This is a genomic window from Rhodococcoides kroppenstedtii (assembly GCF_900111805.1).
Lineage (GTDB): Bacteria > Actinomycetota > Actinomycetes > Mycobacteriales > Mycobacteriaceae > Rhodococcoides > Rhodococcoides kroppenstedtii.
Map to the genome: position 1 here is coordinate 166,019 of NZ_FOJN01000004.1, position 23,632 is coordinate 189,650.

General features: G+C 71.4%; 21 protein-coding genes. 12 read left to right on the top strand and 9 right to left on the bottom strand.

Annotated elements, in window-relative coordinates; genetic code table 11:
- Positions 1-17: 17 nt before the first annotated feature.
- Both BMZ18_RS06425 and BMZ18_RS06430 read right to left on the bottom strand, forming a co-directional pair.
- Complete coding sequence (locus tag BMZ18_RS06425; RefSeq protein WP_068360242.1) at positions 18-1,109, bottom strand: isochorismate synthase; 1,092 nt, start codon at positions 1,107-1,109, stop codon at positions 18-20.
- Positions 1,106-1,867 (bottom strand): HAD-IIA family hydrolase, encoded by a 762-nt coding sequence (locus tag BMZ18_RS06430; protein WP_068104775.1) that lies wholly within the window; start codon positions 1,865-1,867, stop codon positions 1,106-1,108. The genes BMZ18_RS06425 and BMZ18_RS06430 overlap by 4 nt, the downstream gene beginning before the upstream one ends.
- Before the next feature lie 94 nt (positions 1,868-1,961).
- Here BMZ18_RS06430 and BMZ18_RS06435 point away from each other — a divergent pair, with 94 nt between their 5' ends.
- Positions 1,962-3,164: a GNAT family N-acetyltransferase gene (locus BMZ18_RS06435; RefSeq protein WP_068360239.1), complete on the top strand. Its 1,203-nt coding sequence runs from the start codon at positions 1,962-1,964 to the stop codon at positions 3,162-3,164.
- A gap of 35 nt (positions 3,165-3,199) precedes the next feature.
- Here the strand turns inward: BMZ18_RS06435 and BMZ18_RS06440 are convergent, their stop codons facing one another.
- Positions 3,200-3,868: a hypothetical protein gene (locus BMZ18_RS06440; RefSeq protein ID WP_068360236.1), complete on the bottom strand. Its 669-nt coding sequence runs from the start codon at positions 3,866-3,868 to the stop codon at positions 3,200-3,202.
- Positions 3,869-4,046: 178 nt separating this feature from the next.
- Between BMZ18_RS06440 and fgd the strand changes: the two genes are divergently transcribed.
- The 3 genes from fgd to BMZ18_RS06455 are packed head-to-tail and all read left to right on the top strand — an operon-like array spanning position 4,047 to position 8,347.
- On the top strand, positions 4,047-5,060 hold the full coding sequence (gene fgd, locus BMZ18_RS06445) for a glucose-6-phosphate dehydrogenase (coenzyme-F420) (RefSeq protein ID WP_068099333.1): 1,014 nt from the start codon (positions 4,047-4,049) through the stop codon (positions 5,058-5,060).
- 15 nt (positions 5,061-5,075) lie between these two features.
- The gene (gene pta / locus BMZ18_RS06450; protein WP_068360380.1) at positions 5,076-7,166 is read left to right on the top strand and encodes a phosphate acetyltransferase; all 2,091 of its coding nucleotides are present in this window, start codon (positions 5,076-5,078) and stop codon (positions 7,164-7,166) included.
- Positions 7,163-8,347 carry an acetate kinase gene (locus tag BMZ18_RS06455; protein ID WP_068360233.1) on the top strand — a complete coding sequence of 395 codons (1,185 nt, stop codon included), beginning with the start codon at positions 7,163-7,165 and terminating at the stop codon, positions 8,345-8,347. Before pta ends, BMZ18_RS06455 begins: the two co-directional genes overlap by 4 nt.
- Positions 8,348-8,350: 3 nt before the next feature.
- On the opposite strand, the gene BMZ18_RS06460 is transcribed toward BMZ18_RS06455, so the two are convergent.
- From BMZ18_RS06460 to BMZ18_RS06475, 4 genes are all read right to left on the bottom strand, one after another.
- Entirely contained in the window at positions 8,351-9,559 is a 1,209-nt protein-coding gene (locus tag BMZ18_RS06460; RefSeq protein WP_342028279.1) for a DICT sensory domain-containing protein, read from the bottom strand.
- A 436-nt stretch (positions 9,560-9,995) separates the two neighbouring features.
- Positions 9,996-12,305 carry a serine/threonine-protein kinase gene (locus tag BMZ18_RS06465; RefSeq protein WP_068361624.1) on the bottom strand — a complete coding sequence of 770 codons (2,310 nt, stop codon included), beginning with the start codon at positions 12,303-12,305 and terminating at the stop codon, positions 9,996-9,998.
- Positions 12,306-12,379: 74 nt separating this feature from the next.
- Positions 12,380-13,366, bottom strand: a complete 987-nt coding sequence (locus BMZ18_RS06470) for a glutamate ABC transporter substrate-binding protein (protein WP_074922057.1) — start codon at positions 13,364-13,366, stop codon at positions 12,380-12,382.
- Complete coding sequence (locus tag BMZ18_RS06475) at positions 13,366-14,712, bottom strand: GlnX family signal transduction membrane protein (protein ID WP_211267473.1); 1,347 nt, start codon at positions 14,710-14,712, stop codon at positions 13,366-13,368. Before BMZ18_RS06475 ends, BMZ18_RS06470 begins: the two co-directional genes overlap by 1 nt.
- A 120-nt stretch (positions 14,713-14,832) precedes the next feature.
- On the opposite strand from BMZ18_RS06475, the gene BMZ18_RS06480 reads away from it, so the two are divergent.
- A complete protein-coding gene (locus BMZ18_RS06480; RefSeq protein ID WP_068099336.1) occupies positions 14,833-15,516 on the top strand; it encodes an NUDIX hydrolase in 684 nt (227 codons plus the stop codon).
- Here BMZ18_RS06480 and thiE read toward each other — a convergent pair.
- Entirely contained in the window at positions 15,499-16,179 is a 681-nt protein-coding gene (gene thiE, locus BMZ18_RS06485; RefSeq protein ID WP_068361575.1) for a thiamine phosphate synthase, read from the bottom strand. The two genes, BMZ18_RS06480 and thiE, sit on opposite strands and share 18 nt — an antisense overlap.
- A gap of 139 nt (positions 16,180-16,318) precedes the next feature.
- On the opposite strand from thiE, the gene thiO reads away from it, so the two are divergent.
- From thiO to BMZ18_RS06520, 7 genes are all read left to right on the top strand, one after another.
- Positions 16,319-17,473, top strand: a complete 1,155-nt coding sequence (gene thiO, locus BMZ18_RS06490) for a glycine oxidase ThiO (RefSeq protein ID WP_082894935.1) — start codon at positions 16,319-16,321, stop codon at positions 17,471-17,473.
- Positions 17,470-17,676, top strand: coding sequence for a sulfur carrier protein ThiS (gene thiS, locus BMZ18_RS06495; protein ID WP_068099338.1), 207 nt, complete (start codon positions 17,470-17,472; stop codon positions 17,674-17,676). The genes thiO and thiS overlap by 4 nt, the downstream gene beginning before the upstream one ends.
- Positions 17,669-18,427 (top strand): thiazole synthase, encoded by a 759-nt coding sequence (locus BMZ18_RS06500; protein WP_068361572.1) that lies wholly within the window; start codon positions 17,669-17,671, stop codon positions 18,425-18,427. The genes thiS and BMZ18_RS06500 overlap by 8 nt, the downstream gene beginning before the upstream one ends.
- Positions 18,428-18,551: 124 nt before the next feature.
- Positions 18,552-19,523 carry an ABC transporter ATP-binding protein gene (locus BMZ18_RS06505; protein WP_068361612.1) on the top strand — a complete coding sequence of 324 codons (972 nt, stop codon included), beginning with the start codon at positions 18,552-18,554 and terminating at the stop codon, positions 19,521-19,523.
- Entirely contained in the window at positions 19,520-20,314 is a 795-nt protein-coding gene (locus tag BMZ18_RS06510; protein WP_068361568.1) for an ABC transporter permease, read from the top strand. Before BMZ18_RS06505 ends, BMZ18_RS06510 begins: the two co-directional genes overlap by 4 nt.
- Before the next feature lie 54 nt (positions 20,315-20,368).
- Positions 20,369-21,892: a M28 family peptidase gene (locus BMZ18_RS06515; protein ID WP_211267472.1), complete on the top strand. Its 1,524-nt coding sequence runs from the start codon at positions 20,369-20,371 to the stop codon at positions 21,890-21,892.
- Positions 21,893-21,902: 10 nt separating this feature from the next.
- On the top strand, positions 21,903-22,721 hold the full coding sequence (locus BMZ18_RS06520) for an adenylate/guanylate cyclase domain-containing protein (protein ID WP_068361564.1): 819 nt from the start codon (positions 21,903-21,905) through the stop codon (positions 22,719-22,721).
- On the opposite strand, the gene thiD is transcribed toward BMZ18_RS06520, so the two are convergent.
- Positions 22,683-23,546 carry a bifunctional hydroxymethylpyrimidine kinase/phosphomethylpyrimidine kinase gene (thiD, locus tag BMZ18_RS06525; protein WP_244516441.1) on the bottom strand — a complete coding sequence of 288 codons (864 nt, stop codon included), beginning with the start codon at positions 23,544-23,546 and terminating at the stop codon, positions 22,683-22,685. The genes BMZ18_RS06520 and thiD overlap by 39 nt on opposite strands.
- Positions 23,547-23,632: the final 86 nt, after the last annotated feature.

Genomic DNA, 23,632 nt, shown 5'->3' on the forward strand with positions numbered 1-23,632 from the left:
GGGTCGGTGGTCCGGCGTCAGGCGAGTCCGAAAGGCGCGAGGACCGTCGCGAACTTCGCCGTGGTCTCGTCGAGTTCGGCGTCGGGATCGGAGTCGGCGACGATGCCCCCGCCGGCCGTCGCGACGCCGCTGCGACCGTCGGCGGCGATGTCGAGGCAGCGGATGGCCACCATCCATTCGCCGTCACCGGACGCGTCGCACCACCCGACGGCACCGGCGTAGAAGTCGCGGCTGCGGCCGGACTCGACCAGGTCGATGGTGCGCAGGGCCAGGTCGGTGGGGCTGCCCGCGACGGCGGGCGTCGGATGGAGGGACAGCGCGAGATCCAGTGCGCTGGTGGCGGAGTCGCGCAGGGTGCCGGTGATGGGCGTCGCGAGGTGCCACACCGCGGGGGTACCGATCAGCGTCGGCTCGGCGGGCACGTCGAGGTCGTCGCACAGGGGAGCGAGCGCGGCGGCGATCGCGTCGACCACGTACCGATGCTCGGCGAGGTTCTTCGCACTGGCCAGCAACGTCTCGCCGGATGCCCGGTCGGCGTCGGGATCGGCACCTCGCGGAGCGGTCCCGGCGAACGGCCGGCACACCACTTCCCGCCCGGTGCGGCGGACCAACAGTTCCGGCGACGCGCCGACGAGGTGGCGACCGAAGTACGGCCCGCCCGCGGCGGTGAGGTCGACGCAGAACCCGTTGTGTCCCGGATTCGCGGCGATGAGACTGTTCGCCAACGTGATCGGGTCCAGCGTGCGGTCGAAGACCAGGGTGATCGAGCGGGCCAGCACCACCTTGCGCAGCGCTCCGCCCGGGTGCCGCAGGATGGTCAGCGCGCGGCGTACTCGGTCCACGTGCTTCTCCGGCGGCGGATTGCGCGAGGCGATCACCGCCCCCGGAAGGTCGAGGTCGCCGGCCGGGACGCGTGGCTTGTCGTACCGATCGAACGTGACCGGCTCGACCAGCGCGCACAGCGTGGCGGCGTCGAATCCGAACGCGCCCACCAGAACCGACGCATCCCCGTCGGCGAGCGCCTCGCGCGCGTCGTCGACGTGATCGAACGACTGCCGCGCTCCCGACGCCACCACGCTGCGATCGGGACGGGAGTAGAGGAACGTCATCCGAACGGAGTCTCCGTGTGGCCCACCAGGTCCGCGACCGACTCGATGACCCGCGTCGGACGGAACGGATACATCTCCACCGACGCCCGCGTCGAGATGCCGGTGAGCACCAGGATGGTCTGCAGTCCCGCCTCGAGCCCGGACACCACGTCGGTGTCCATGCGGTCGCCGATCATGAGCGTGTTCTCCGAGTGCGCGCCGATTGCCCGCAGAGCCGACCGCATCATCAGCGCGTTCGGCTTGCCCACGTAGTACGGCTCGCGACCGGTCGCGCGCGTGATGAGGGCCGCCACGGAACCCGTTGCGGGAAGCGACCCGTCGCGCGACGGGCCGGTGGCGTCGGGGTTGGTCGCGATGAAGCGGGCGCCGCGCTCGACCAGTCGGATCGCCGTCGTGATCGCCTCGAACGAGTACGTGCGCGTCTCGCCGAGCACCACGTAGTCCGGGTCGATGTCGGTGATGATGTAGCCGATGTCGTGCAGTGCCGTCGTCAAGCCCGATTCGCCGACCACGTAGGCGGTGCCGCCCGGCCGCTGGTTGTGCAGGAACGTCGCGGTGGCCAGCGCGGAGGTCCAGATGGACTCCTCGGGGATCTCCAGGCCCGTGCGGCGCAGGCGCGCCTGCAGGTCGCGTCGCGTGCGAATGGAGTTGTTGGTCAGCACGATGAACGGCGTGCCGGTGTCCTGCAACTCCTGCAGGAAGCGGTCGGCTCCCGGGACGAGGTGCTCCTCGTGGACCAGGACGCCGTCCATGTCCATGAGGTACGTCCACCGGTGGTCGGCTGGTTTCGCGGTCACGGTGACCATTCTGCCCCGTCGCGGCCGCGATGCACCGCGGACCTACTCTGGCGCAATGGTCGAGATCCGCGTACTGCACACCCCCGACGAGCTGCTCGCGTCCCAGCAGGTGTTCCGCGCCGCGATGGTGGGCCTGCCGTCGCTGCCGGTCACGCGGGACGTCGTGAGCACCCTCCGCGAGCCGGGCCTGACCTACGGCGCGTACGACGGGTCGACCCTCGTCGGGACCACGGACGGTGGCGTCGGCACCCTCACCCTCCCCGGCGGCGCCGCCGTCTCCCACCTCGCCGTCACCCACGTCGGCGTCCTGCCGACCCACACCCGCCGCGGCATCGTCTCGGCCCTGTTGCGACGCCAGCTGCGCGACGCGCGGGACGCCGGCCACGTCGTCGCCACGCTGCGAGCATCGGAGGCGGTCATCTACGGCCGCTACGGCTACGGCGTCGCGACGTCGTCGGTTCGTGCCGAGGTGATCACCGCCCGCGCCCGTCTACGGGACGGGGTGGCGACGTCGGGAACCACCCGCCTGGTCGACCGCGAGGGGTCGCTCGATCGGCAGGCCGCCATCCTCGACGAGAACCCCTCGGCCCGTCCGGGTTTCGTCTCGCGGCTGCCGATCTGGTGGGCGGCGCATCGGCTGCGCGAGGACGACAAGCCGGTGTGGGTCGCGGTGCACTCCACCGATGGTCGCGACGACGGGTACGTGCGCTACCGGCCGACGGACCCGTCGCAGTGGTGGTCGGGTGCGGACCGTCGCGTCGTCGTCGAGGACCTGCATGCCCCCACGGACGCCGTCTTCGCTGATCTTCTCCGGTTCCTGCTCCGACTCGACCTGGTGGATCGCATCACGTTCCCCGCGCTGCCCGTCGACACCGTGCTGCCGCTGCTGGTGCACGACCGCCGGGCGGTGCGGCTGCAGTCGACCTCGGACGAGACGTGGCTGCGCATCCTCGACGTCCACGCGGCGCTCGCCGCGCGAACCTACGGTTCCGGGTCGCCGGTCACCGTGACCGTCGACGACGACGAGCTGCCCGAGAACGCCGGGACGGTCGAGGTGGGACCGGACGGAGTCCGCCGCGTCGACGGGCCCGGTGCGGTGCGAGTGCACGTCCGCGAGCTCGCGGCGGTGCTGCTCGGCGGCACGTCGTGGCGCGCGCTCGCGACGGCGGGTCTGATCACCGGGGACGCGAGCGCGGCCGCGGCAGCCGACGCGCTGTTCGCGACCGATCGTGCCCCGTTCGCCGGCGTCGGGTTCTGACGATGTCGGGTTCTGACGACGTCGGTGTCGGAGACTCAGCGCAGCGGTTCGACCAGTTCCGTCCCGCGAAGTTCGTACGACTTCAGCGCCCAGTACCCGCCGAAGGTGACCACGGCGACGGCCTCGACCACCAGCACCGCCAGCGCACCCTGCCCGGAGAGCAGGACGATGGCGAGCGCGGTCAGAGGAGCGATCACCACGACGAACGCCACCACGCGGTAGGCGGTGCGGTAGCGGCGGATGCGGCGGGCGGGATCGTCGGAGGAGCCCAGGGTGTCGTCGGCGCACCACCACACGGACGCGGCGAAGGTGACGAAGAAGCCCACCGCCGCGGCGGCGTGCACTGCCATCCGGAGTCCGAACGCTTCGTCTCCGGGCGGGTCCGTCGGTACCAGCGCGACGACCACGAGAAGCGTCCCGGCGACGTTGAGCAGCCGGTTCTCGAGTGGGCCGTAGCCGCGATAGCAGATCAGGGTGATGCCGGTGCCGACGAGCGCGCCGACGAAGACGTCCCGCGCCGGGCTCCAGTAGTACTCGCTGATCGAACCGAGGACCGGGAGTGCGGAACCGAGCAGCGACCAGCCGATCAGCACCACCGGCAGGCCCACGGCGAGGATCGTCATGGCCGCGCGCAGCGCGAAGTAGGTGCCGACGATCTGTTCGGCCAGCTCGTCGGTGCGGGCGGGGCCGGGCGGGGTAGCCATGGCTCGACCCTAGGCGCGCGCCCATGCTGCGGGAGTGCACACGAGGGCGCCCGATAGGCGGGAACCCGTCGCGTCGACGGAGTTGTGTGCAGCCAGGCACGGTCCCTGCTGCCGGGTCGGACGCCCCAGCGCCTACATTCGAGGGCGGCAGTGGTGGTCGACGAGCGAGGAGCGCGGCGTGGCACGGGAACTGAAGTTGGGATACAAGGCGTCCGCCGAGCAGTTCGGCCCGCGTGAGCTGGTGGAGCTCGGAGTCGCGGCCGAGGCCGCCGGCATGGACTCCGCCACGGTCAGCGACCACTTCCAGCCGTGGCGCCACGAGGGCGGGCACGCGCCGTTCTCCCTCGCCTGGATGACGGCGGTGGGCGAGCGCACCGAACGCCTGCAGCTCGGCACCTCGGTGATGACCCCGACCTTCCGCTACAACCCCGCCGTGATCGCGCAGGCGTTCGCCACCATGGCCTGCCTGTACCCGAACCGGATCTTCCTCGGAGTCGGCACCGGCGAGGCCCTCAACGAGATCGCCACCGGCTTCTCCGGCGAGTGGCCCGAGTTCAAGGAGCGGTTCGCGCGGCTGCGGGAAGCGGTCTCGCTCATGCGCGAGCTCTGGCTCGGCGACCGCGTGGACTTCGACGGCGAGTACTACCGCACGTCCGGCGCGTCGATCTACGACGTGCCCGACGGCGGCGTCCCCGTGTACGTGGCAGCCGGCGGTCCGGTGGTGGCGCGCTACGCCGGCCGGGCGGGCGACGGGTTCATCTGCACCTCCGGCAAGGGCATGGAGCTCTACACCGACAAGCTGCTGCCCGCGGTGGCCGAGGGTGCGGAGAAGAAGGAGCGGTCCGTCGACGAGATCGACCACATGATCGAGATCAAGATCTCCTACGACACCGATCCCGACGCGGCGCTCGAGAACACGCGATTCTGGGCGCCGCTGTCGCTGACGCCGGAGCAGAAGCATTCCATCGACGACCCGATCGAGATGGAGAAGGCGGCCGACGAGTTGCCGATCGAGCAGGTGGCCAAGCGGTGGATCGTCGCGTCCGACCCGGACGAGGCCGTCGAGAAGGTGAAGCAGTACGTCGATGCCGGTCTGAACCACCTGGTCTTCCACGCCCCGGGGCACGATCAGCGCCGATTCCTGGAGTTGTTCCGGACCGATCTCGAGCCCCGACTGCGCCGACTCGGCTGAACTAGGGTGGTCGGCATGGCCGACACCGAGTCCAGCGGCGCAGTTCGTGGCGTCTACATCGCGTCGCCGGAAGGCGACACCGGCAAGTCCACCATCGCGCTGGGTCTGCTGACCATGCTCGGGGCGTCGACGGCGCGGGTGGGGGTGTTCCGCCCCATCGCGCGGTCGTCGTCGGAAACCGACTACATCCTCGAGCTGATGATCGACCACACCACGGCCGACACGACCTACGACCAGTCGCTGGGGGTGACGTACGACGAGGTCCACGCCGACCCCGACGCCGCGTTGGCCGAGATCGTTCGCCGCTACCACGAGGTGGCGGCCCAGTGCGATGCCGTCGTCGTGATCGGCAGCGACTACACCGACGTCGCCAGTCCCAGCGAGTTGGGTTTCAACGCCCGCATCGCCGTCAACCTCGGCCTGCCGGTCCTGCTGGCGCTGCGCGGCTCGGAGCGCACGCCGGGCGAGATCGCCCAGCTCGCGGACCTGTGCCGGTCCGAACTGTCCACGCACCGAGCACATCTGGCGGGAATCGTCGCCAACCGGTGCGATCCGGACGCCCTGGACGAGGTCATCGGCCGCCTCGCCACCGACGACGTCCCGGCCTGGGCTCTGCCCGAGGTGCCGTTGCTCGTCGCGCCCACCATGGACGAGCTGCTCACCGCCGTCGACGGGGAGCTCTACAGCGGCGATCCCGAACTGCTGCAACGGGAAGCGCTGCGGGTGATGGTGGGCGGCATGACGGCCGAGCACATCCTCGAGCGGCTCACCGAGGCCGTCGTCGTGATCGCTCCCGCCGACCGCTCGGAGGTCCTGCTCGCCCTGGTGAACGCGCACGAGGCCGACGGGTTCCCCTCGCTCGCGGGCATCGTCATGAACGGTGGGCTGGAACCGCATCCGATGATCGCCAAGCTCATTGCGGGCCTGCAGCCTCGGCTCCCGATTCTCACCACCGAGCTCGGCACCTTCGACACAGCCAGCGTGGCCGCGAACACCCGCGGCCGCGTCGCCGTCGGTTCGCAGCGCAAGGTCGACACGGCGTTGGCGGTGGTGGAGCAGCACATCGGGGCGGAGGACATCCTGGGCCGGCTCGACGTCGCCATGCCGTCGGTGGTCACGCCGCAGATGTTCGAGTACCGGCTGATCGACCGCGCTCGCGCCGACCGCCGGCACATCGTTCTCCCGGAGGGCGGCGACGACCGCATCCTGCGTGCGGCGGGACGTCTGCTCCAGCGGCAGGTCGCCGACCTGACCATCCTCGGGGACGAGACGGCAGTGACCCGGCGAGCGGGCGAGCTGGGTGTCGACCTCTCCGCGGCCACCGTGCTCGACCCGACGTCCTCGGAGTACTTCGACGACTTCGTGGCCGAGTACGCCGAGCTCCGCAAGCACAAGGGCATGACCCCGGAGAAGGCGCGCGAGGTGATGGCGGACATCTCGTACTTCGGAACGATGATGGTGCACAAGGGAATCGCGGACGGAATGGTGTCCGGGGCCGCGCACACCACGGCGCACACCATCAGGCCGTCCTTCGAGATCGTCAAGACGCGCGAGGGGGTGTCGACGGTGTCGTCGATCTTCCTCATGTGCCTCGCCGATCGCGTTCTCGCGTACGGTGATTGCGCCGTCGTCCCCGATCCCACCGCCGAGCAGCTCGCCGACATCGCCGTCTCGTCCGCCCAGACGGCGTCGATGTTCGGCATCGAGCCGCGGGTGGCCATGCTGAGTTACTCGACGGGTGATTCCGGTTCGGGCGCGGACGTCGAGAAGGTGCGCGAGGCCACGGAGCTGGTGCGCGACCGGGCGCCGGACCTGTTGGTGGAGGGGCCGATTCAGTACGACGCCGCCATCGACCCGTCGGTCGCGAAATCCAAGCTGCCGGACTCGGACGTCGCCGGGCAGGCCACCGTCTTCGTCTTCCCCGACCTCAACACCGGCAACAACACGTACAAGGCCGTGCAACGCAGTGCGGGCGCGGTCGCGGTGGGACCGGTGCTGCAGGGACTGAAGAAGCCGGTCAACGATCTCTCCCGCGGTGCGTTGGTCCAGGACATCGTGAACACCGTGGCCATCACGGCCATTCAGGCGCAGGGGGCCGACCAGTGACCGTTCTGGTGATCAACTCCGGGTCCAGCTCGGTGAAGTTCCAGGTGGTCGACGTCGACCGGGCCGACGGTGTGCTGCACGGCATCGTCGAGCGCATCGGCGAGTCCGACGCGACGGTGGCGGTCACCTACCGGGGCGAGACCACCGAGCGGACGCTCGAGATCGCCGATCACGACGCGGCTCTGAAGACCGCCTTCGAGACCATGGCGGAGGCCGGTCTGTCGCTCGCCGACGCCGGCGTGACGGCCGTCGGTCACCGGGTGGTCCACGGCGGCACCGTGTTCAGCGAGCCGACGCTCATCGACGACGACGTCGTGGCCACCGTCGACCGGCTCAGTGCCCTCGCGCCCCTGCACAATCCGGCGAACGTGAAGGGCATCGAGGTGGCCCGTCGGGAGCTGCCCGACGTACCGCAGGTCGCCGTGTTCGACACCGCCTTCTTCCACGCCCTGCCCGCGGCGGCGTCGACCTACGCGATCGACCGCGACGTCGCCCGCGAGCACGGTATCAAGCGCTACGGCATGCACGGCACCTCCCACGAGTACGTGAGCGGCCGGGTGGCGGAGTTCCTGGAGCGGGAACCGCAGTCGCTCAACCAGATCGTGCTCCACCTCGGCAACGGGGCGTCCGCGTCGGCGGTGCGCGGCGGCGCGGCCGTGGACACCTCGATGGGCCTGACCCCGCTCGAAGGGCTGGTCATGGGCACCCGGAGCGGGGACATTGATCCGGGCATCGTCATGCACCTGCGCCGCAGCGCCGACCTCGATGTCGACGGCATCGACACGCTGCTGAACCGGCGCTCCGGCATCAAGGGCCTGTCGGGCGTCACCGACTTCCGTGAGCTCCGCCGACTGGTCGACGAGGGTGACGACGACGCCCGGCTCGCCTTCGACGTCTACGTCCACCGGCTACGAAAGTACCTCGGGGCGTACATGATCGGCCTCGGACGCGTCGACGTCGTCACCTTCACCGCCGGCGTCGGCGAGAACTCACCCGAGGTCCGCGCCGCGGCCCTGGCCGACCTGGAGAACTACGGCATCGTGGTCGACGAGGAGCGGAACGCCGTGCGCAGCAAGGACGCACGGGTGATCTCCGCCGACTCCAGCGCGGTCACCGTGCTGGTCGTGCCCACCAACGAGGAACTGGCCATCGCCCGCGCTGCCCTGGCGCTGACCTCGTAGGCCCTACGGTGTGAAACGGTGCATGATTGCGTGCGCCGCCTGGGTGACCGTCGCGCGGTCGTAGGTCTGCACGAAGTCGAAGGTGCGCTCGAGGTCGGGGCCGTTGTCGTGCCGGTCCCGCGCCGAGAGCAACGCCGCGTGATGCGGCCCGAGCACGACGACGGTCCACTCGTTCACCATGTCGTCGGCCGGATCCAGCGGCGCGTGCTGGGTGTTGCCGTCGAGCATCTGCGTCAGACCGACGCCGTAGACGCCGGCGAACCCGATGGTGTCCGCCAAATGACGCCAGCGCTGCGCCGTCCGCTCAGTGAAGTGCGTGGCGTGTTGGAACGTCCCCAGCGCCAGCATGGCGGACCCGGCCGCCACCGCCTGCTTCTCGAGCGACTTGCTCATCTGCACCAGAACGCGCTTGGTGCCGCGCCGCGGCGTCGCGTGCTCGGAGGCGATCGCGTACGGCGTCGTCTCGGCCGGAATCGGCGTGGTCCATACCGGTGCGTGGGGCATGGGGACGACGTCCTCGGTGAGCAGACCCGCCGGGTCGTCGACCGGTGGATAGAGGGCTCCGATGCCGTACGTCGCGCCGACGGTCTGGGCGGCGAGCCGCGCGGCGTCGTCGTCGATTCCCTCCGCGACGATCACGGCGTGACTGCGCTCGACGTAGGCGCTGAGCGCGTGGGCGGTGGCGCCGATGTCCGTCCCCGCGGAGCCGGAATGGAGCTCGGCCGCGGTGACCACGATGTCCGGCTCGATCAGCGACAGCAGCGTCGCGGCCTGGACGTCGACTCCGACGCCGTCGAGCGCAACCAGGCGGCCCGACGCCCGCGCCGACACCACCCGGGCCAGCGCGCGATGCGGATTGCGCAGCACGTCGGTGGCGTCGACCGTGACGATGGTGCGCTCGAGGCCTTCGGTGGCCGGCTCCGCAGCCAGCGGCGACTCGGAGTCGACGGTCACCAGCAGCGGCAGGTGGTCGGCGACGGTCCGCGCGAGCGGCGTGCGGGCGTGGCGGTGCTTGTACTCGTCCAGATCGGCGCGCTGGCCCATCAGTTGCGCGGCGTGGCGCAGTGCGGAGGCAGTACCGAGAGCGGTACCGCTGGGACCTCGGACCTGGAGCTCCGCCCCGGCCAACGCTCCGTCCTCGAGACGGCGTACCGGCGCGAACTGCATCTGGACCTCCACCCCGAGCAAGTCGGGAACGTGGGTTCGCGTCAACGAACTCCCCTCACGTACGAACGACAACGATCGACGCCGGGGTCTCGACGTTCCCTCCACCGTACGGAAGATGGGGGCGTGGCGTCCACGGGACCGCCCCCAGGGGTGGGGGCGGGGCGCGGGTTGCGGGGCGCTGCGCAGGTTTCGGTCACCTTCACCGGTTGCAACCAGTGCAGTTGGCGGGAACCCGCGCAGCTGGTGGAAAGCTGCGCAGGTCGAGGCGCGCTGCGCAGCGGGCGGGGCGGGGCTCGAGGTTGCTCCGGTTCCAGCAAGGTGCTCCGGTTGCAGCAGGAGCAGGTTGCTGGAAGGGGAGCAGGTTCGCAGCCTGCGCAGGTTCTGGTCACTCTCACCGGTTGCAACCAGTGCAGTTGGCGGGAACCTGCGCAACTGGCGGGAACCTGCGCAGATCACCGTGCGCTGCGCAGCGGGGTGGGGGTCAGAGCAGCGACTGGGGCCGCACGGCGTTGGCGAGGTCGACCAGGGCGAAGCGGTGGGAGCGGCTCCGGGCGGTCCGGGCCAGGGCGCGCAGAGCCGACTCGGCGCCCGTCCGGAGACCGTCACGGGTGAAGGGCACGCCGAGGATCCGCCGGGAGGTCTCCGGCTCCCGCCCGGACTCCATCCAGTCGAGGGCGGTCCCGAGGACGACGGTGCGGAGCTGCAGCGCACGGGGCTCGCGGGCGGGCAGTGCCTCGATGCGGCGGGCGGCTTCGGCGAGAGCCCCCTCGGTCATGTCCTCGACGGGACCCGAGAGCAGGGTGAGCACACTGGTCATGCGCGCCATCGAGTAGTGCCGCGACGTCGGCGGCACCTGATCGAGGGTGAAGATCGCGTCGAGGACGGCGCCCCGCTCGGTCATCCGACGGGCCACCCCGAACGCTGCGCTGACGATGGTGCGGTCGGTGCGCCAGACGGAGGTGTACATGGTCTCGGCGGTGGCGCACCAGGTGTCGTGGTCCTCGTCGCCCGTCTGCTGGGCGAGCAGCTCCGCGGTGGCGGCCATCGCGAGTTTCGGTGCGATCTCCCCGGGCACCGCCGACAGGACGGCGTCGAATCGCCGTGCAGCGTCGACGAAGCTCCGGCCGAGCAGGGCCGCCGTGCCCCGGTGCCAGTCGACGCGCCAGTTGCCCGTCACCGCGTCGAGCCGCGCGAGCACCTCGGCCGCGGCGTCGCCCTCGCCCAGGTCGAGATAGGCGCGCGCTTCGGTGAGCACGGCCTCGACGGAGCCGAGCGCCTCGTCGCCGACGACGCGGTCAACCCCGTTCTCCCGAGCGAGGCGCAGCGAATCGAGGGTCTGGTGCGGTTCGCTGTGCACCGCGGCGGCGATGAGCTGGGCACTGGGGTCCGACGTGTCGATCAGCGGAACCGGCAGCGCCGCAACGACGTCCCGTGGGTCCAGCCGTGCCACGCGGTGCCGTCCGTCGATGTAGACGTCGGTGACGGCGACCTGCTCGTCGGTTCCGAACGTGGTGCGTTGCGGGGAGAAGACGGTGGACAGTCCGGGATGGGTCTTGCCGGTCTGCTGCGACAGGATCTCGCGCAGGATGCCGCTGAGCTGGCTCGCGAGCTCGTCGGCGGAACGGAACCGTGCGCTCGGATCGGGATGCACGGCCCGGCGCAGCAACCTGTCGTAGAACTCGTACTCCTGCAGGACGGGCGCGTCGTCGGGCAGCCCGTCGACGTATCGGCCCTTCTCCGAAGCGATGTCGAGGGTGAGGACGGCGAGGGTGCGGCCGACCGTGTAGATCTCCGAGGCCACCGTCGGGCCGGTCCGGACGATCTCCGGCGCCTGATACCCCGCCGTCCCGTAGAGATACCCGTAGCCCTCGAGGGGACTGACCGCCCCGAGGTCGATCAGCTTGATCTGATCCTGCGAGACCATGATGTTCTCGGGCTTGAGATCGTTGTACGCCAGCCCGATCGAGTGCAGGTACGCCATCGCGGGCATCACCTCGAGCAGGTACGCGATGGCCTGCTCGACGGGCAGCTTGGTGCGCGACGGGTCGTCGGTCATGATCTGCCGCAGCGTTCGACCGCCGACGTACTCCATGACGATGTATCCGGTGGTGTCCGCCGCACCACCGGATGTGCTGCCCACGGGCGTCTTTCGAGGGTGCTCGACGAAGTTGTAGATCTTGACGATGCCGGGGTGCGTGACCTCCGCGAGGAACTGGCGCTCCGCCATGGCGACAGCGTGGGCCTCGGCGTTGCCGAAGTGCAGCAGTCCCTTCAGGACCACCCAGCGGTCGCTGACGTTGCGGTCGATCGCGAGGTAGATCCACCCCAGTCCACCGTGGGCGATGCACCCCTGCACCTCGTACTGTCCGGCCACCATCTCGCCGGGATCGAGCAAGGGCGCGAAGTCGAAATGTGTTCCGCACCGGGCGCAGTCACCGGTCGGGTTCGCCGGCCGTCCGTCGACGCTGCGTCCCACCGGCGCCGCGCACTTCCAGCAGAACCGCTTGCTCTCCGGGACCCGCGGGTCGGACATGATGGCCGTCGCCGGATCGACCTCGGGGATGCGCGGCAGTTCCACCAGCCCCCCGCCGAGCCGACGACGCGACCCGGTGCGCACCCGACGGGACGGGCGAGGCGCGGTGGTTCGGCGGGACGAATCGGTGTCCGGCGAGGCGGCCCGGGTGCCCTCGAGATCGGGCACGGCGGCGCGGGTGCCCTCGAGGTCCGGCACGGCGGCGCGGGTGCCCTCGAAGTCCGGCACGGCGGCCCGGGTGCCCTCGAAGTCGGGCACGGCGGCCCGGGTGCCCTCGAAGTCCGATGCGGCAGCACGCGTCTCGGCGGCCTCGCCCTCGCCCTCCACCCGGGTCACGATGCACCACCGTAGACGGGGAACGGCGCGCCGGGGGAGGGACCGAGCACGCTCAACCAGCGGGCGTAGAGGGCGTTCCACGTGCCGTCGTTCCGCAGGCGCTCGAGGACGCGGTTGACGAACCGGACCACGTCGTCGTGGCCCTTGGTGATGCCGATGCCGTAGGGCTCCGCGGCGATCGACCCGCCGACGATCTGCAGATACGGGTCCTGCGCGGCGAGGCCGGCGAGGATCGCGTCGTCGGTACTGACCGCGTCGACCGCGCCCTGCTGCAGCACCACCAGGCAGTCGGCCCAGCTGGGGACGCTGACCACCTGTGCGGTGGGCTGGAGACGCTGGATCCGTTGCAGGGACGTGGTTCCCGCGGCCGCGCACACCCGTCGCCCGGCGAGGTCGTCGATACCGCGGATGCCCGAACCGGCCACCGCCAGCACCCGTTGATCGGCCCGGAAGTACTCCGAGGAGAAGTCGACCCGCTCGCGGCGTGCGCACGTGATGGTCATGGTCTTGACGACGATGTCGACCTCGTTGGCCGCGAGCGCGTCGAGTCGCTGAGCGGACGAGAGGATGCGGTACTCGATGCGGTTCGGATCACCGAGAAGATCGCGGGCGACCTCGCGGGCGATGTCGACGTCGAAGCCGGCCATCTCGCCGGTGACCGGGTCGCGGAAGCTGAACAGGTTGCTGCCCGTGTCGAGTCCGACGATCAGGCGGCCGCGGGCACGGATGGCGTCGACGTTCGGCGACGGTCGACCGGCGCCGTCGGGTGTGGCGTAGTCCGGCTGCAGGCTCGCCCGCGGGTCGCCGCAGTCCGGTGCCGGTGCGGTGGTGGTCGGCGTGGGATTCGTGGTGGCGCCGTCGGGAAGCGGTTGCGCGACCGTCGCGGTCGCCGGTGCGGCGGGCACCGGCGTGTTGTCGGCGCACCCGGTCAGCAGTGCCGCCAGCGCCGCCACCGCCGCCGACGCGGTGCGCGCCCGCCGCATCACAGGTACTCCCGGATGCGCGACCACATGCCGGCGACGACGGCGAGCGCGGCCAGTCCGCACGTCACGGCCGCGCCGACGGTCAGTCCGGTCAGCACGCCCGACGCGCGCTGGACGTTGTCGCGCAACGACGTTCGTGACGCGTCGATCTCCTGGACCAACGCGGCGTCGAGGCGACCGAAGGCATCGGCGGCGTCGCCCGGCGCCGGCCCCGTCGCGATGGTGACGGCGGCGTCGAAGTCCCCGACGTCCAGTGCGGCGTTCATCCGGTCGTGCGCCGAGGACCAGATCGCGACCAGCGTGCGGGTCTCGTCGATGCGAGCGGTGCGTGTGGTCTCGTCGTGGGAGAGGGCGGCGAGGGTGTCCGAGAGGGCGGCCACGGACTCGGAGTAGGACTTCTCGTAGTCGTCGTTCGCGGTGCGGCGGGTCATGCCGATCGTCTCGTCGGTCCGGGCCTGCTGCGCCAGGATTCGACTCGACGTCAGCCGATCGAGGGGTTCGGCGCCGCGTTCCAGCGCGCGATCGGTCGCGGTCGAGGACACCAGTCCCGCCACCAGCATCCATCCCAGCAGCACCACCACGGCCACCGCGGCGGCGCTGAATCCGAGGTTGATCGTGCGCCGGGTCCGACGCCCCAGATACACCTGCGCCCCGAGCAGCACCACGACCGAGACGACGAGGAAGAGCAGAGCAGTCCACGGCGGTGTCGCGAACCGTCGCTGAACGGCGGACACGTCGTCGGACTTCCCGGAATGCAGGCTCTCCGCCCACGGCAGGACCGTCGACTGCATCAGGGTCGACGCCTCGGCGAGGTAGGCGGCGCCCACTGGATTGCCGATGCGGTTGTTGGTGCGGGCCGTCTCGATCAGTCCGGCGTACGTCGGCAGGTTGGTCGAGATCGAGGACAGCAGACTCCGCGACGCCGCGTCTTCGGCGGCGAGACCCGTCGACGCCCGCACCACTTCGCCGGCGGCGGCGCCGAGCGCCTCGGTGTAGCGGTCCCGGACGTCACCGGTGTCGAGGCCGCCCGCGAGGAACGCGGTGGCTGCGGTGGCGTCGGCGACCGAGAGCTGGACGTAGAGGTTCTGGGCGGCATCGGACAAGGGCTCGGTGCGGGCGAGCAGCTGATCGAGGGTCCGCTCACGATCGGACACGGACACGCTGGTGACCAACGCCGTCGTGATCAGCGTGGCCACGACCAGCAGGCCCACCAGGAGAAACCGAACCGGGGTCGAGCGGAGGAACTCGGTGCGTTCGGAGCGCGTGTCGACCGGCGCGCGGAGGGTGAGCGCACTCGACTGCACGGTGAGTCTCGCCTCCTCGCCCTCGCGGGGCCCGCGCGCCACGGACCCGGCCTCGAGCATAGGCCCCTCGCCGTCTCTCCACCGGTGTCCTGCGTGGCCGCGCTGCGAGCCGTCCGCGCCATAAGCTGTCCGGGAGGAGTGCCGACGTCCGGAGGGTGAGCGATGCGTGGTGACGGGGACGGCTGGGTCTTCGCCAGTGACGGCAGTCGGCGGTGGGGTCGCCACGGCGCGGCGGGGTTGCTGCTGCGGGCGCCGGGGCCGTCGGGGCACGCGACGGTCCTGCTGCAACACCGAGCCGGGTGGAGCCATCACGGGGGGACCTGGGCGTTGCCGGGCGGCGCGATCGACAGTCACGAGTCGCCCGCTGGCGCCGCGGTGCGCGAGGCCGGTGAGGAAGCCGGCATCGCCGGGGAGTCGCTGACGGTGCGCGGCGAGCGGGTCACGTGGACCGAGGACTCCGGCTGGTCCTACACGACGGTGGTGGCCGACGCGGCCGCGCAGCTCGACACGGTGCCGAACGGGGAGAGCACCGAGCTGCGGTGGGTGGCCGAGGACGACGTCGAGTCCCTGCCGCTGCACCCGAGTTTCGCCGAGAGCTGGCCGGCCCTGCGGTCGGTTCCGGTGCGGGCGGTGCTCGGCCCGGACGTCGACGAGGTGCCGCCGCGCACCGTCGACCTCGGTGAGCGCGGCTTCGGCTGGATCGTGGCGGTGGTGACGACGGACCGGGTGGAGGAGACGGTCGACGCCTCGCGGGCGGCCGAGTCGGCCGTCGGGACGACGGTGGTGATCACCGCGGACGAGTCCGTCCGGCGAGCGGTGAGTCCGGCTCTAGCCGCCGAGCTGTGAGACCAGCTCGCGGGCGGCCGCTTCCGGATCGCGCGCGCGGGTGATCGCCCGGACGACGGCGATGCGCGACGCGCCCGCGGCCAGCGTCTCGCGCGTGTTCTCGGCGTCGACGCCGCCGATGACGAACCACGGCCGCGAGGGGTGCGAGTCCGCCACCTCGCGGACCACGTCGAGACCGGCGGCCGATCGGCCCGGCTTGGTGGGCGTCGCCCACACCGGACCGACCGCGAAGTAGTCGACGCCGTCCTCGATGTCGGCCAGCGTCGCCTGCGCCCGGTTCTGGGTGGACCGTCCGATGACCACGTCCGGCCCGAGGATCTGCCGCGCGTAGTGCGTCGGGAGGTCGTTCTGGCCGAGGTGGAGCACGTCGGCACCGGCGGCGAGGGCGAGATCGGCCCGGTCGTTGACGGCCAGGAGTGCACCGTGCCGTCGGCAGGCGGCGCCGATGACGGCCAACGCCGCCAGCTCGTCCTTGGCCTCGAGCGGACCGTAATGCGCCTCGCCGGCCGAGCCCTTGTCGCGCAACTGGACGATGTCGACGCCGCCGGTCAGGGCCGCGTCGACGAACTTCGCCAGATCACCGGTCTCGCGGCGGGCGTCGGTGCACAGGTACAACCGCGCGGTGGCGAGCCGTTCGCGGGCGGAGGGCCGTGTGGTGGTCACGGGGTCGACGGTAGTCTGTCGCCGAGAGAACGAGACCGCACGGGAGTCCCGCAGGGGGCTGAGAGTGGGCCGTCCGCCCGGGGGCGGAAGCGCCCAGACCGTAATCACCTGACCCGGATCATGCCGGCGCAGGGAGGGGATGGCACCAGTGAACCCGACTCCGCTTCCGCCCGCCGCGACGCCGGTGCGCGAGTCGGTGGCCGTGATCGGTGGCGGCGTCGTGGGTCTCACCGTCGCCCGCGCCGCGGCCCTCGCCGGTCATCCGGTCCACCTGCTCGACCGCGGCGAGCCGGGCCGTCCCGACGGCGCCAGCTGGGTCGCCGGCGGCATGCTCGCCCCGCTCTCCGAGGGCTGGCCGGGCGAGGACGACCTGCTGGCGCTCGGGGCCGCGTCGCTGGAGCGCTGGCGCGGTCTGGCCGCGGAGCTGGGTGAGCACGTGGTCACCGCGCGGGGGACCCTCACCGTGGCCTTCGATTCCGCCGACGTGGCCGATCTGACGACGATCGCGGAGTGGGTCGGGGCGCGCGGCCACGCTGTGGAGATGCTGTCGCGGCCGGCGCTGCGGGCCGTCGAGCCGGGGGTCGGGGGCCGCGCGGCTCTGTCGTGTCCGACGGAGCTGTCCGTCGACAACCGGGCGGTGCTGGCGGCGTTGGCCGACTCGTGCCGAGCCCTCGGCGTGCGCGTGACGACGACGGACGTGGTCGATCCCGCGGCGGTGGCGGAGGATCGCGTGGTGGTCGCCGCGGGGTGGGCGAGTTCCGTTCTGCTGCCGGGTGTGTCGGTACGGCCGGTCAAGGGCGAGATCCTGCGCCTGCGTCGCCGCGCCGGGTCGGTGCCGACGCCCGCGCGCACCGTGCGAGCGACGGTCAACGGCCGCGCCGTGTATCTGGTTCCGCGTGCGGACGGGTTGGTGGTCGGGGCCACGCAGTACGAGCACGGTGACGACACCGCGGTCACCGTGGCCGGGGTGCGCGATCTGCTGGCCGACGCCGAGCGGGTCCTGCCCGGCATCGCGGACTACGAATTCGCCGAGGCTGCAGCGGGATTGCGTCCCGGCAGCCTCGACAACCTGCCGCTCGTGGGCGCGGTGGACGACCGCACGATCGTCGCCACCGGACACGGCCGGAACGGCATGCTGCTCGCCCCCGTCACCGCCGACGCGGTGGTGGCCGAGCTGCAGGGCGAGCCGCTGCCCGTGGCCGCCTGCTGCGCGCTCACCCGACGGTCCGGCGGGTCCGGACCGTCCCCCGTCCTCGGACCATCGAACCTCCCCAGAACAGGAGCACTGTCGTGATCCCACTCGGTGTCACCGTCAACGGCCAGGACCACGAGTTCGACCCCGGCACGTCCGTCCGGACCATGCTCGGGGTCCTCGGGCTGCCCGACACCGGCATCGCCGTCGCGGTGGACGGTGCGGTGCTGCCGAAGTCGCGGTGGGACGACGAACTCGGACGCGGGTGGACCGTCGAGGTGCTCACGGCGGTCCAGGGTGGCTGACCCCCTCGTCGTCGACGGCCGGTCCTTCGACTCGCGCTTGATCATGGGCACGGGAGGTGCCGCCAACCTGGCGGTGCTCGAGGCCGCGCTGGTGGCGTCGGGAACCGAACTCACCACCGTCGCGATGCGCCGCGTCGACGCCGCCGGGGGTACCGGTGTGCTCGATCTGTTGCGCCGGTTGAACATCGCGGTGCTGCCCAACACGGCCGGGTGCCGCGGCGCCGACGAGGCCGTGCTCACCGCCCAGCTGGCCCGCGAGGCGCTCGAGACGAACTGGGTGAAGCTCGAGGTGGTGGCGGACGAACGGACGCTGCTGCCCGACGCCGTCGAACTGGTCCGCGCGGCCGAGCGATTGGTCGACGACGGGTTCGTCGTCCTGCCGTACACGACGGACGATCCGATTCTCGCCCGTCGCCTCGAGGACGTCGGGTGCGCGGCCGTCATGCCGCTGGGGTCGTCGATCGGCACCGGGCTGGGCATCGGCAATCCCCACAACATCGCCATGATCACCGAGGCGGCCGGGGTCCCGGTGGTGCTCGACGCCGGCATCGGGACGGCCAGCGACGCGGCGCTCGCCATGGAACTCGGGTGCGACGCGGTGCTGTTGGCGACGGCCGTCACGCGGGCCCGCGACCCCGAGCTCATGGCGTCGGCGATGGCGGACGCGGTCCGGGCGGGCCGGGCGGCGCGGACGGCCGGTCGGATCCCGAAACGCTTCTGGGCACAGGCGTCCTCGCCCGATCTCCCCTGACCGACCCCGATCGACCCCGAGTGCCCCCGATACCGTCGGCGCCCGGGGTCATCCTTTCGGACGACTCGAAATGGGGACCGGGGCCTGATGCGCGCGCGGTGGTGCGCGCGGCAGGGTGGTCACCATGATCGAAGTGACGGGATTGACCAAACAGTTCGGGGCGAAGAAGGCGGTCGACGACCTCACCTTCACGGTCCGGCCGGGCATCGTGACCGGGTTCCTCGGACCCAACGGCGCCGGCAAGTCCACCACCATGCGGATGATCCTCGGGCTCGACCAGCCGACCGCCGGGACCGCGCTGATCGAGGGTCGGCCCTACCGGGAGCTGACCAACCCGCTGCAGACCGTCGGGGCGCTGCTCGACGCGAAGTGGGTGCACCCCAACCGATCCGCGAAGGCGCACCTCCAGTGGATGGCCGCCTCGAACGGCATCCCGGCCTCCCGGGTGGACGAGGTGCTGCGCCTGGTCGGCCTGTCCGAGGTGGCCAAGCAGAAGGCGGGCGGGTTCTCCCTCGGCATGTCGCAGCGGCTCGGTCTGGCCGGCGCCCTGCTCGGGGATCCCAAGGTGCTCATGTTCGACGAGCCGGTCAACGGACTCGACCCCGAGGGCATCGTCTGGATCCGAAAGTTCATGCAGCGCTTGGCCGCCGAGGGGCGGACCGTGCTGGTCTCGTCCCACCTGCTGTCGGAGATGGCGCTGACCGCCGAGCACCTGATCGTCATCGGTCGCGGCCGTCTGATCTCCGACTCGTCGGTGCAGGACTTCGTCGACCACGCGTCGGAATCCTCGGTCCGCGTGCGCAGTCCGCAGCTCGACGCCCTGCGCAGCGCGCTGACCTCCGCCGGCCTGACCGTGCGCGAACCCGGCGGGGTGGACGAGGTCAAGCCCGCTCTGGTGGTGGCGGATTCCACCACCGAGGCCATCGGCGACATCGCCGCGCGTCACCAGATCGTGCTCCACGAGCTGTCCTCGCAGCACGGCTCGCTCGAGGAAGCGTTCATGAAGCTCACGGGCGACGACGTCCAGTACCACGGCGCGGACGATTCCGCCGGCGCCCGGACCACCACCGACACCATGGGAGGAGCACTGCGATGAGTGTGCTTGCCGCAGAACGAATCAAGCTGACCACGACCAAGTCGCCGTGGTGGTGCACCGTGGCGATCGTCGCCCTCGGGCTGGGCATCGCCGCGATCCTGGGCATCTCCGCCCGCTCGGCGTACGGCTCCTACGAGAACTCGCTCGCCTCGGGCAACCCGCCGGACTTCCAGCCCTTCCTGCCCACCGTCGCCGACAGTGTCACCGGCGTCAGCGGCTTCGGCGTGCTGGTGCTGATGATCATGGCCGCGCTCGCCATCACCAGCGAGTACCGCTTCGGCCTGATCCGAACCACGTTCCAGGCCATCCCCTCTCGTGCGTCGGTGCTGGTGACGAAGTCCCTGCTGATCGGCGTCGTCGGCGCAGCCCTGTCCTTCGTCCTCGCGCTCGGCGGCTTCTATCTGGCCAAGTCCTTCGCCGGACCCGACGCCGGCCAGGCCTTGGTGCTCGAGGGCGGCGACGCGTGGCGCTCGATCTACAGCGTTCCGATCTACGCGTTCCTCTGCGTCTTCCTCGCGGTGGGAGTCGGTGCGTTGCTGCGCCAGTCGGCCGCGGCGGTGGCCCTGCTGCTCCTGTGGCCGCTGCTGGTCGAATCGTTGTTCAACCTGTTCGGCAGCATCGGCCGCGACATCATGCCGTTCCTGCCCTTCACCAACGCGAACAACTTCCTCGGCGCCCCCGGCGGGGTGGACTTCCATTGGGGTCCCTGGGCGAGCCTGTTGTACTTTGCCGCCTTCGTCGCGATCGTGTTCGGCGCGTCGATCGCGGTGGTGAACAAGCGCGACGCCTGACGGGCCCGCTCGGACCACCCGCGCGACCGGGCGGACCGCACTAAGGTGACGGCCATGAGGACGCAACGCACCCGGTTCGCGATGTCCGTCGCCGCCTGCGCCGTCGGCGCCCTGACGCTGGCCTCCTGCTCCGGTGAGAGCTCCACCGACGACCCCGCGACCACCTCGGTTGCGGGGTCGTCGTCGGCGCAGTCGTCCGGCGCCGCCGCCGACGGTCTCGGTGCCCCGGTCACCGGCGACGCGCTGGCGAACGCGGTCACACTCGACGCCGTCGTCGAGCACCTCGAGGAGCTGACGTCGATCGCCGAGGCGAACGGCGGCAACCGCGCCGCCGGCACCCCCGGATACGACGCGAGCGTGGACTACGTCTCCGGTCTGCTCCGCGACGCCGGGTTCGACGTCGAGACCCCCGATTTCTCCTTCGACAGCTACGACCTGCGCTCGAACTCGCTGCGCGCCGGGGACCGCGAGGTGCCGTCGAACGCGTTCACCTACTCGCCCGCGGGGACCGTCACCGCGCCGCTCGTGGTGGCGCCGACCGACGACACCCCGGGCTGCGAGGCCACCGATTACGACGGGCTGCCGGTGACGGGCGCCGTCGTCCTCGTCTCCCGCGGCAGCTGCCCGTTCGCCCAGAAGGGCATCGTCGCCGCCGACCTGGGCGCCGCGGCCGTGGTCGTGGCCAACAACGAGGACGGTCCGCTCGACGCCGGCACCCTCGGCAGCAAGGCCGACGCCCGCATTCCGGCCCTGGGTGTCAGCCGCGAGGACGGTGCGGCGCTGGCCGCCGGCGGCGGCGAGGTGACCGTCGCGGTCGATTCCGAGACGACCACCACCACCAGCCGCAACGTGATCGCGCAGACCACCACCGGGGACACCGACAACATCGTGATGGCGGGTGCCCACCTCGACTCCGTGCCCGAGGGCCCCGGTATCAACGACAACGGCACCGGCGTCGCCGCGGTGCTCGAGTCCGCCCTGCGCATGGGCGGTGCGCCGCAGACCACCAACGCCGTCCGCTTCGGCTTCTGGGGCGCCGAGGAACTCGGCCTCGTGGGATCGACGAAGTACGTCGAGGGTCTTTCGGACGACGACGCGGCCGCCCTGGCGCTGTACCTCAACTTCGACATGGTGGGGTCCAACAACCCCGGCTACCTGGTCTACGACGGTGACGACTCCGACCAGGAGGGCGCGCCCGCCGGCCCGGCCGGGTCGGACGCCATCGAGCGCACGTTCGAGGAGCGTCTCGCGGCGAAGGACGCCGACGGCACCGATTTCGACGGCCGGTCCGACTACGGGCCCTTCATCGAGCGCGGCATCCCGGCGGGTGGGGTGTTCAGCGGTGCCGACGACATCAAGACCGAGGAGCAGGCGGCCCGGTGGGGCGGCACCGCGAACGAGGCCTTCGATCCGAACTACCACACTCCCGAGGACACCCTGGAGAACGTGAATCGTGATGCGCTGGCGGTGAATTCGCAGGCCGTCGCCTACGGCATCGGCACCTACGCCGAGTCCGTGACGGGTCCGAACGGCGTGCCCGTGGGCGAGCAGCGCACCGCCGCGCGACAGAGCCAGTGAGTCGGGGCGAGTGAGCCCGTCCGCCCGCGAGGCGCTCCGCGCGGTGGTCGACACCGCGCGCACGGTGAACCGGACCGACCGCGTGGTCGACGCGGTCCGGACACTGCGGGGCGTGCTCCCCGGAGACCCGACGTTCGGCGACCCGTTGTCGACGGCGGGACCGGGGACCGCGCGGCTGGTCGCCCGCGTCACCGATCGCCTGCAGAGCGAGGAACCCGGTGCGGCCAAGGAGGTCTCGCTCGGCGCCCTGCAGGTCTGGCAGGCGCTGCTCGAACGCACCGGCCGCGGTCGGGGTGAGCGCGACGTCACGATCGTGTTCACCGACCTCGTCGGGTTCTCGACGTGGTCGCTGTCCGCCGGCGACGCGGCGACGCTGATCCTGCTCAAGCAAGTGGCACGCGCCGTCGAGCGACCGATGCAGGATCGCGGCGGTCACATCGTCAAGAGGCTCGGCGACGGTGTCATGGCGGTGTTCCCGAGTGCCGACAACGCCGTCGGAGCGGTCTTCGACGCACGGGACGCACTCGCCCGCGTCTCGGTCGACGGGTACACCCCGCGGATGCGCGTCGGCATCCACACCGGCCGGCCGCGCGCGGTGGGGTCCGACTGGCTGGGTGTCGACGTCACGGTGTCGGCCCGGGTCATGCAGGCGGGCGCGGACGGCAACGTCATGATCTCGTCGGCGGCGTTGGACACGGTGTCGCCGGAGGTACTGGCGGCGCTGCGCCTGTCCGCGAAACCCTATCGGCGGGGGCTGTTCTCGCCGAAGCTCGACGGCGTGCCGGACGGGCTACGCATCAACCGGCTCGTGCAGGCGCCAGAGCGGTGACACCGGGCCGTGGCCGGCGCCGAGGTCGTAGGCCGCGGCCAGCGACCGGGTGACCCACTCCTTTCCGAACGCGACGGCGTCGGGCACCGACCGGCCGTGGGCCAGCGCGCAGGCGATCGCCGCGGCCAGGGTGTCCCCGCCGCCGTGGTCGTTGCCGGTGGGCAGCCGCGGCGAGGTGAACTCGAGCATGCGGTCGCCGTCGTAGAGCAGATCGGTGCTCGTGGACGAGGTGCGCAGATGCCCGCCCTTGACCACCGCCCACTGCGCGCCGAGGCCGTGCAGCGCCTCCGCCGCGGCACGGGCCGTCGCGTCGTCGACCACGTCGATGCCGGTGATGAGCCGCACCTCGTCCAGGTTCGGCGTGACCACCGTCGCCAGGGGGATCAGCCGGTGCCGGACGGCGTCGAGCGCGTCGGCGTGCAGGAGCGAATCGCCGTGCATGGAGGCGGACACCGGGTCGACGACGAGCGGGACGGCGGTGTCGCGGCCGATGCCGAGTTCGAGCGCCACGTCGGCGACCGCCTCGATGATCTCGGTGGAGGCGAGCATTCCGGTCTTGGCGGCGCCCACCCCGATGTCCGAGACGACGGTGCGCACCTGATCGGCGACGATCTGCGGAGGAATCTCGTGGAACCCGCTGACTCCGACCGTGTTCTGCACGGTCACCGCCGCGACGGCGACGCAGGCGTGCAGGCCGCAGAGGGCGATGGTGCGCGAATCCGCCTGGATACCGGCCCCGCCACCCGAATCGGTGCCCGCGATGGTGAGGACGCGACGCGGCGTCTCGCCCGGGGCCGGCAGCGGCAGCAGGTGGGAGGCACTCACACCGCGCACCTTACCGGCGGGTGTTTCCTGTGAGTTCGCCTCGCATATCGCGGAGAGCCCGGCACGCCGACGGATACTGTGGAATA

Coding starts and splice junctions, on each gene's coding strand:
- BMZ18_RS06425 (WP_068360242.1), bottom strand. CDS start 1,109: ATGACGTTCCTCTACTCCCGTCCCGATCGCAGCGTGGTGGCGTCGGGA.
- BMZ18_RS06430 (WP_068104775.1), bottom strand. CDS start 1,867: ATGGACATGGACGGCGTCCTGGTCCACGAGGAGCACCTCGTCCCGGGA.
- BMZ18_RS06435 (WP_068360239.1), top strand. CDS start 1,962: ATGGTCGAGATCCGCGTACTGCACACCCCCGACGAGCTGCTCGCGTCC.
- BMZ18_RS06440 (WP_068360236.1), bottom strand. CDS start 3,868: ATGGCTACCCCGCCCGGCCCCGCCCGCACCGACGAGCTGGCCGAACAG.
- pta (WP_068360380.1), top strand. CDS start 5,076: ATGGCCGACACCGAGTCCAGCGGCGCAGTTCGTGGCGTCTACATCGCG.
- BMZ18_RS06470 (WP_074922057.1), bottom strand. CDS start 13,366: ATGCGGCGGGCGCGCACCGCGTCGGCGGCGGTGGCGGCGCTGGCGGCA.
- BMZ18_RS06480 (WP_068099336.1), top strand. CDS start 14,833: ATGCGTGGTGACGGGGACGGCTGGGTCTTCGCCAGTGACGGCAGTCGG.
- thiO (WP_082894935.1), top strand. CDS start 16,319: ATGGCACCAGTGAACCCGACTCCGCTTCCGCCCGCCGCGACGCCGGTG.
- BMZ18_RS06505 (WP_068361612.1), top strand. CDS start 18,552: ATGATCGAAGTGACGGGATTGACCAAACAGTTCGGGGCGAAGAAGGCG.
- BMZ18_RS06510 (WP_068361568.1), top strand. CDS start 19,520: ATGAGTGTGCTTGCCGCAGAACGAATCAAGCTGACCACGACCAAGTCG.
- BMZ18_RS06515 (WP_211267472.1), top strand. CDS start 20,369: ATGAGGACGCAACGCACCCGGTTCGCGATGTCCGTCGCCGCCTGCGCC.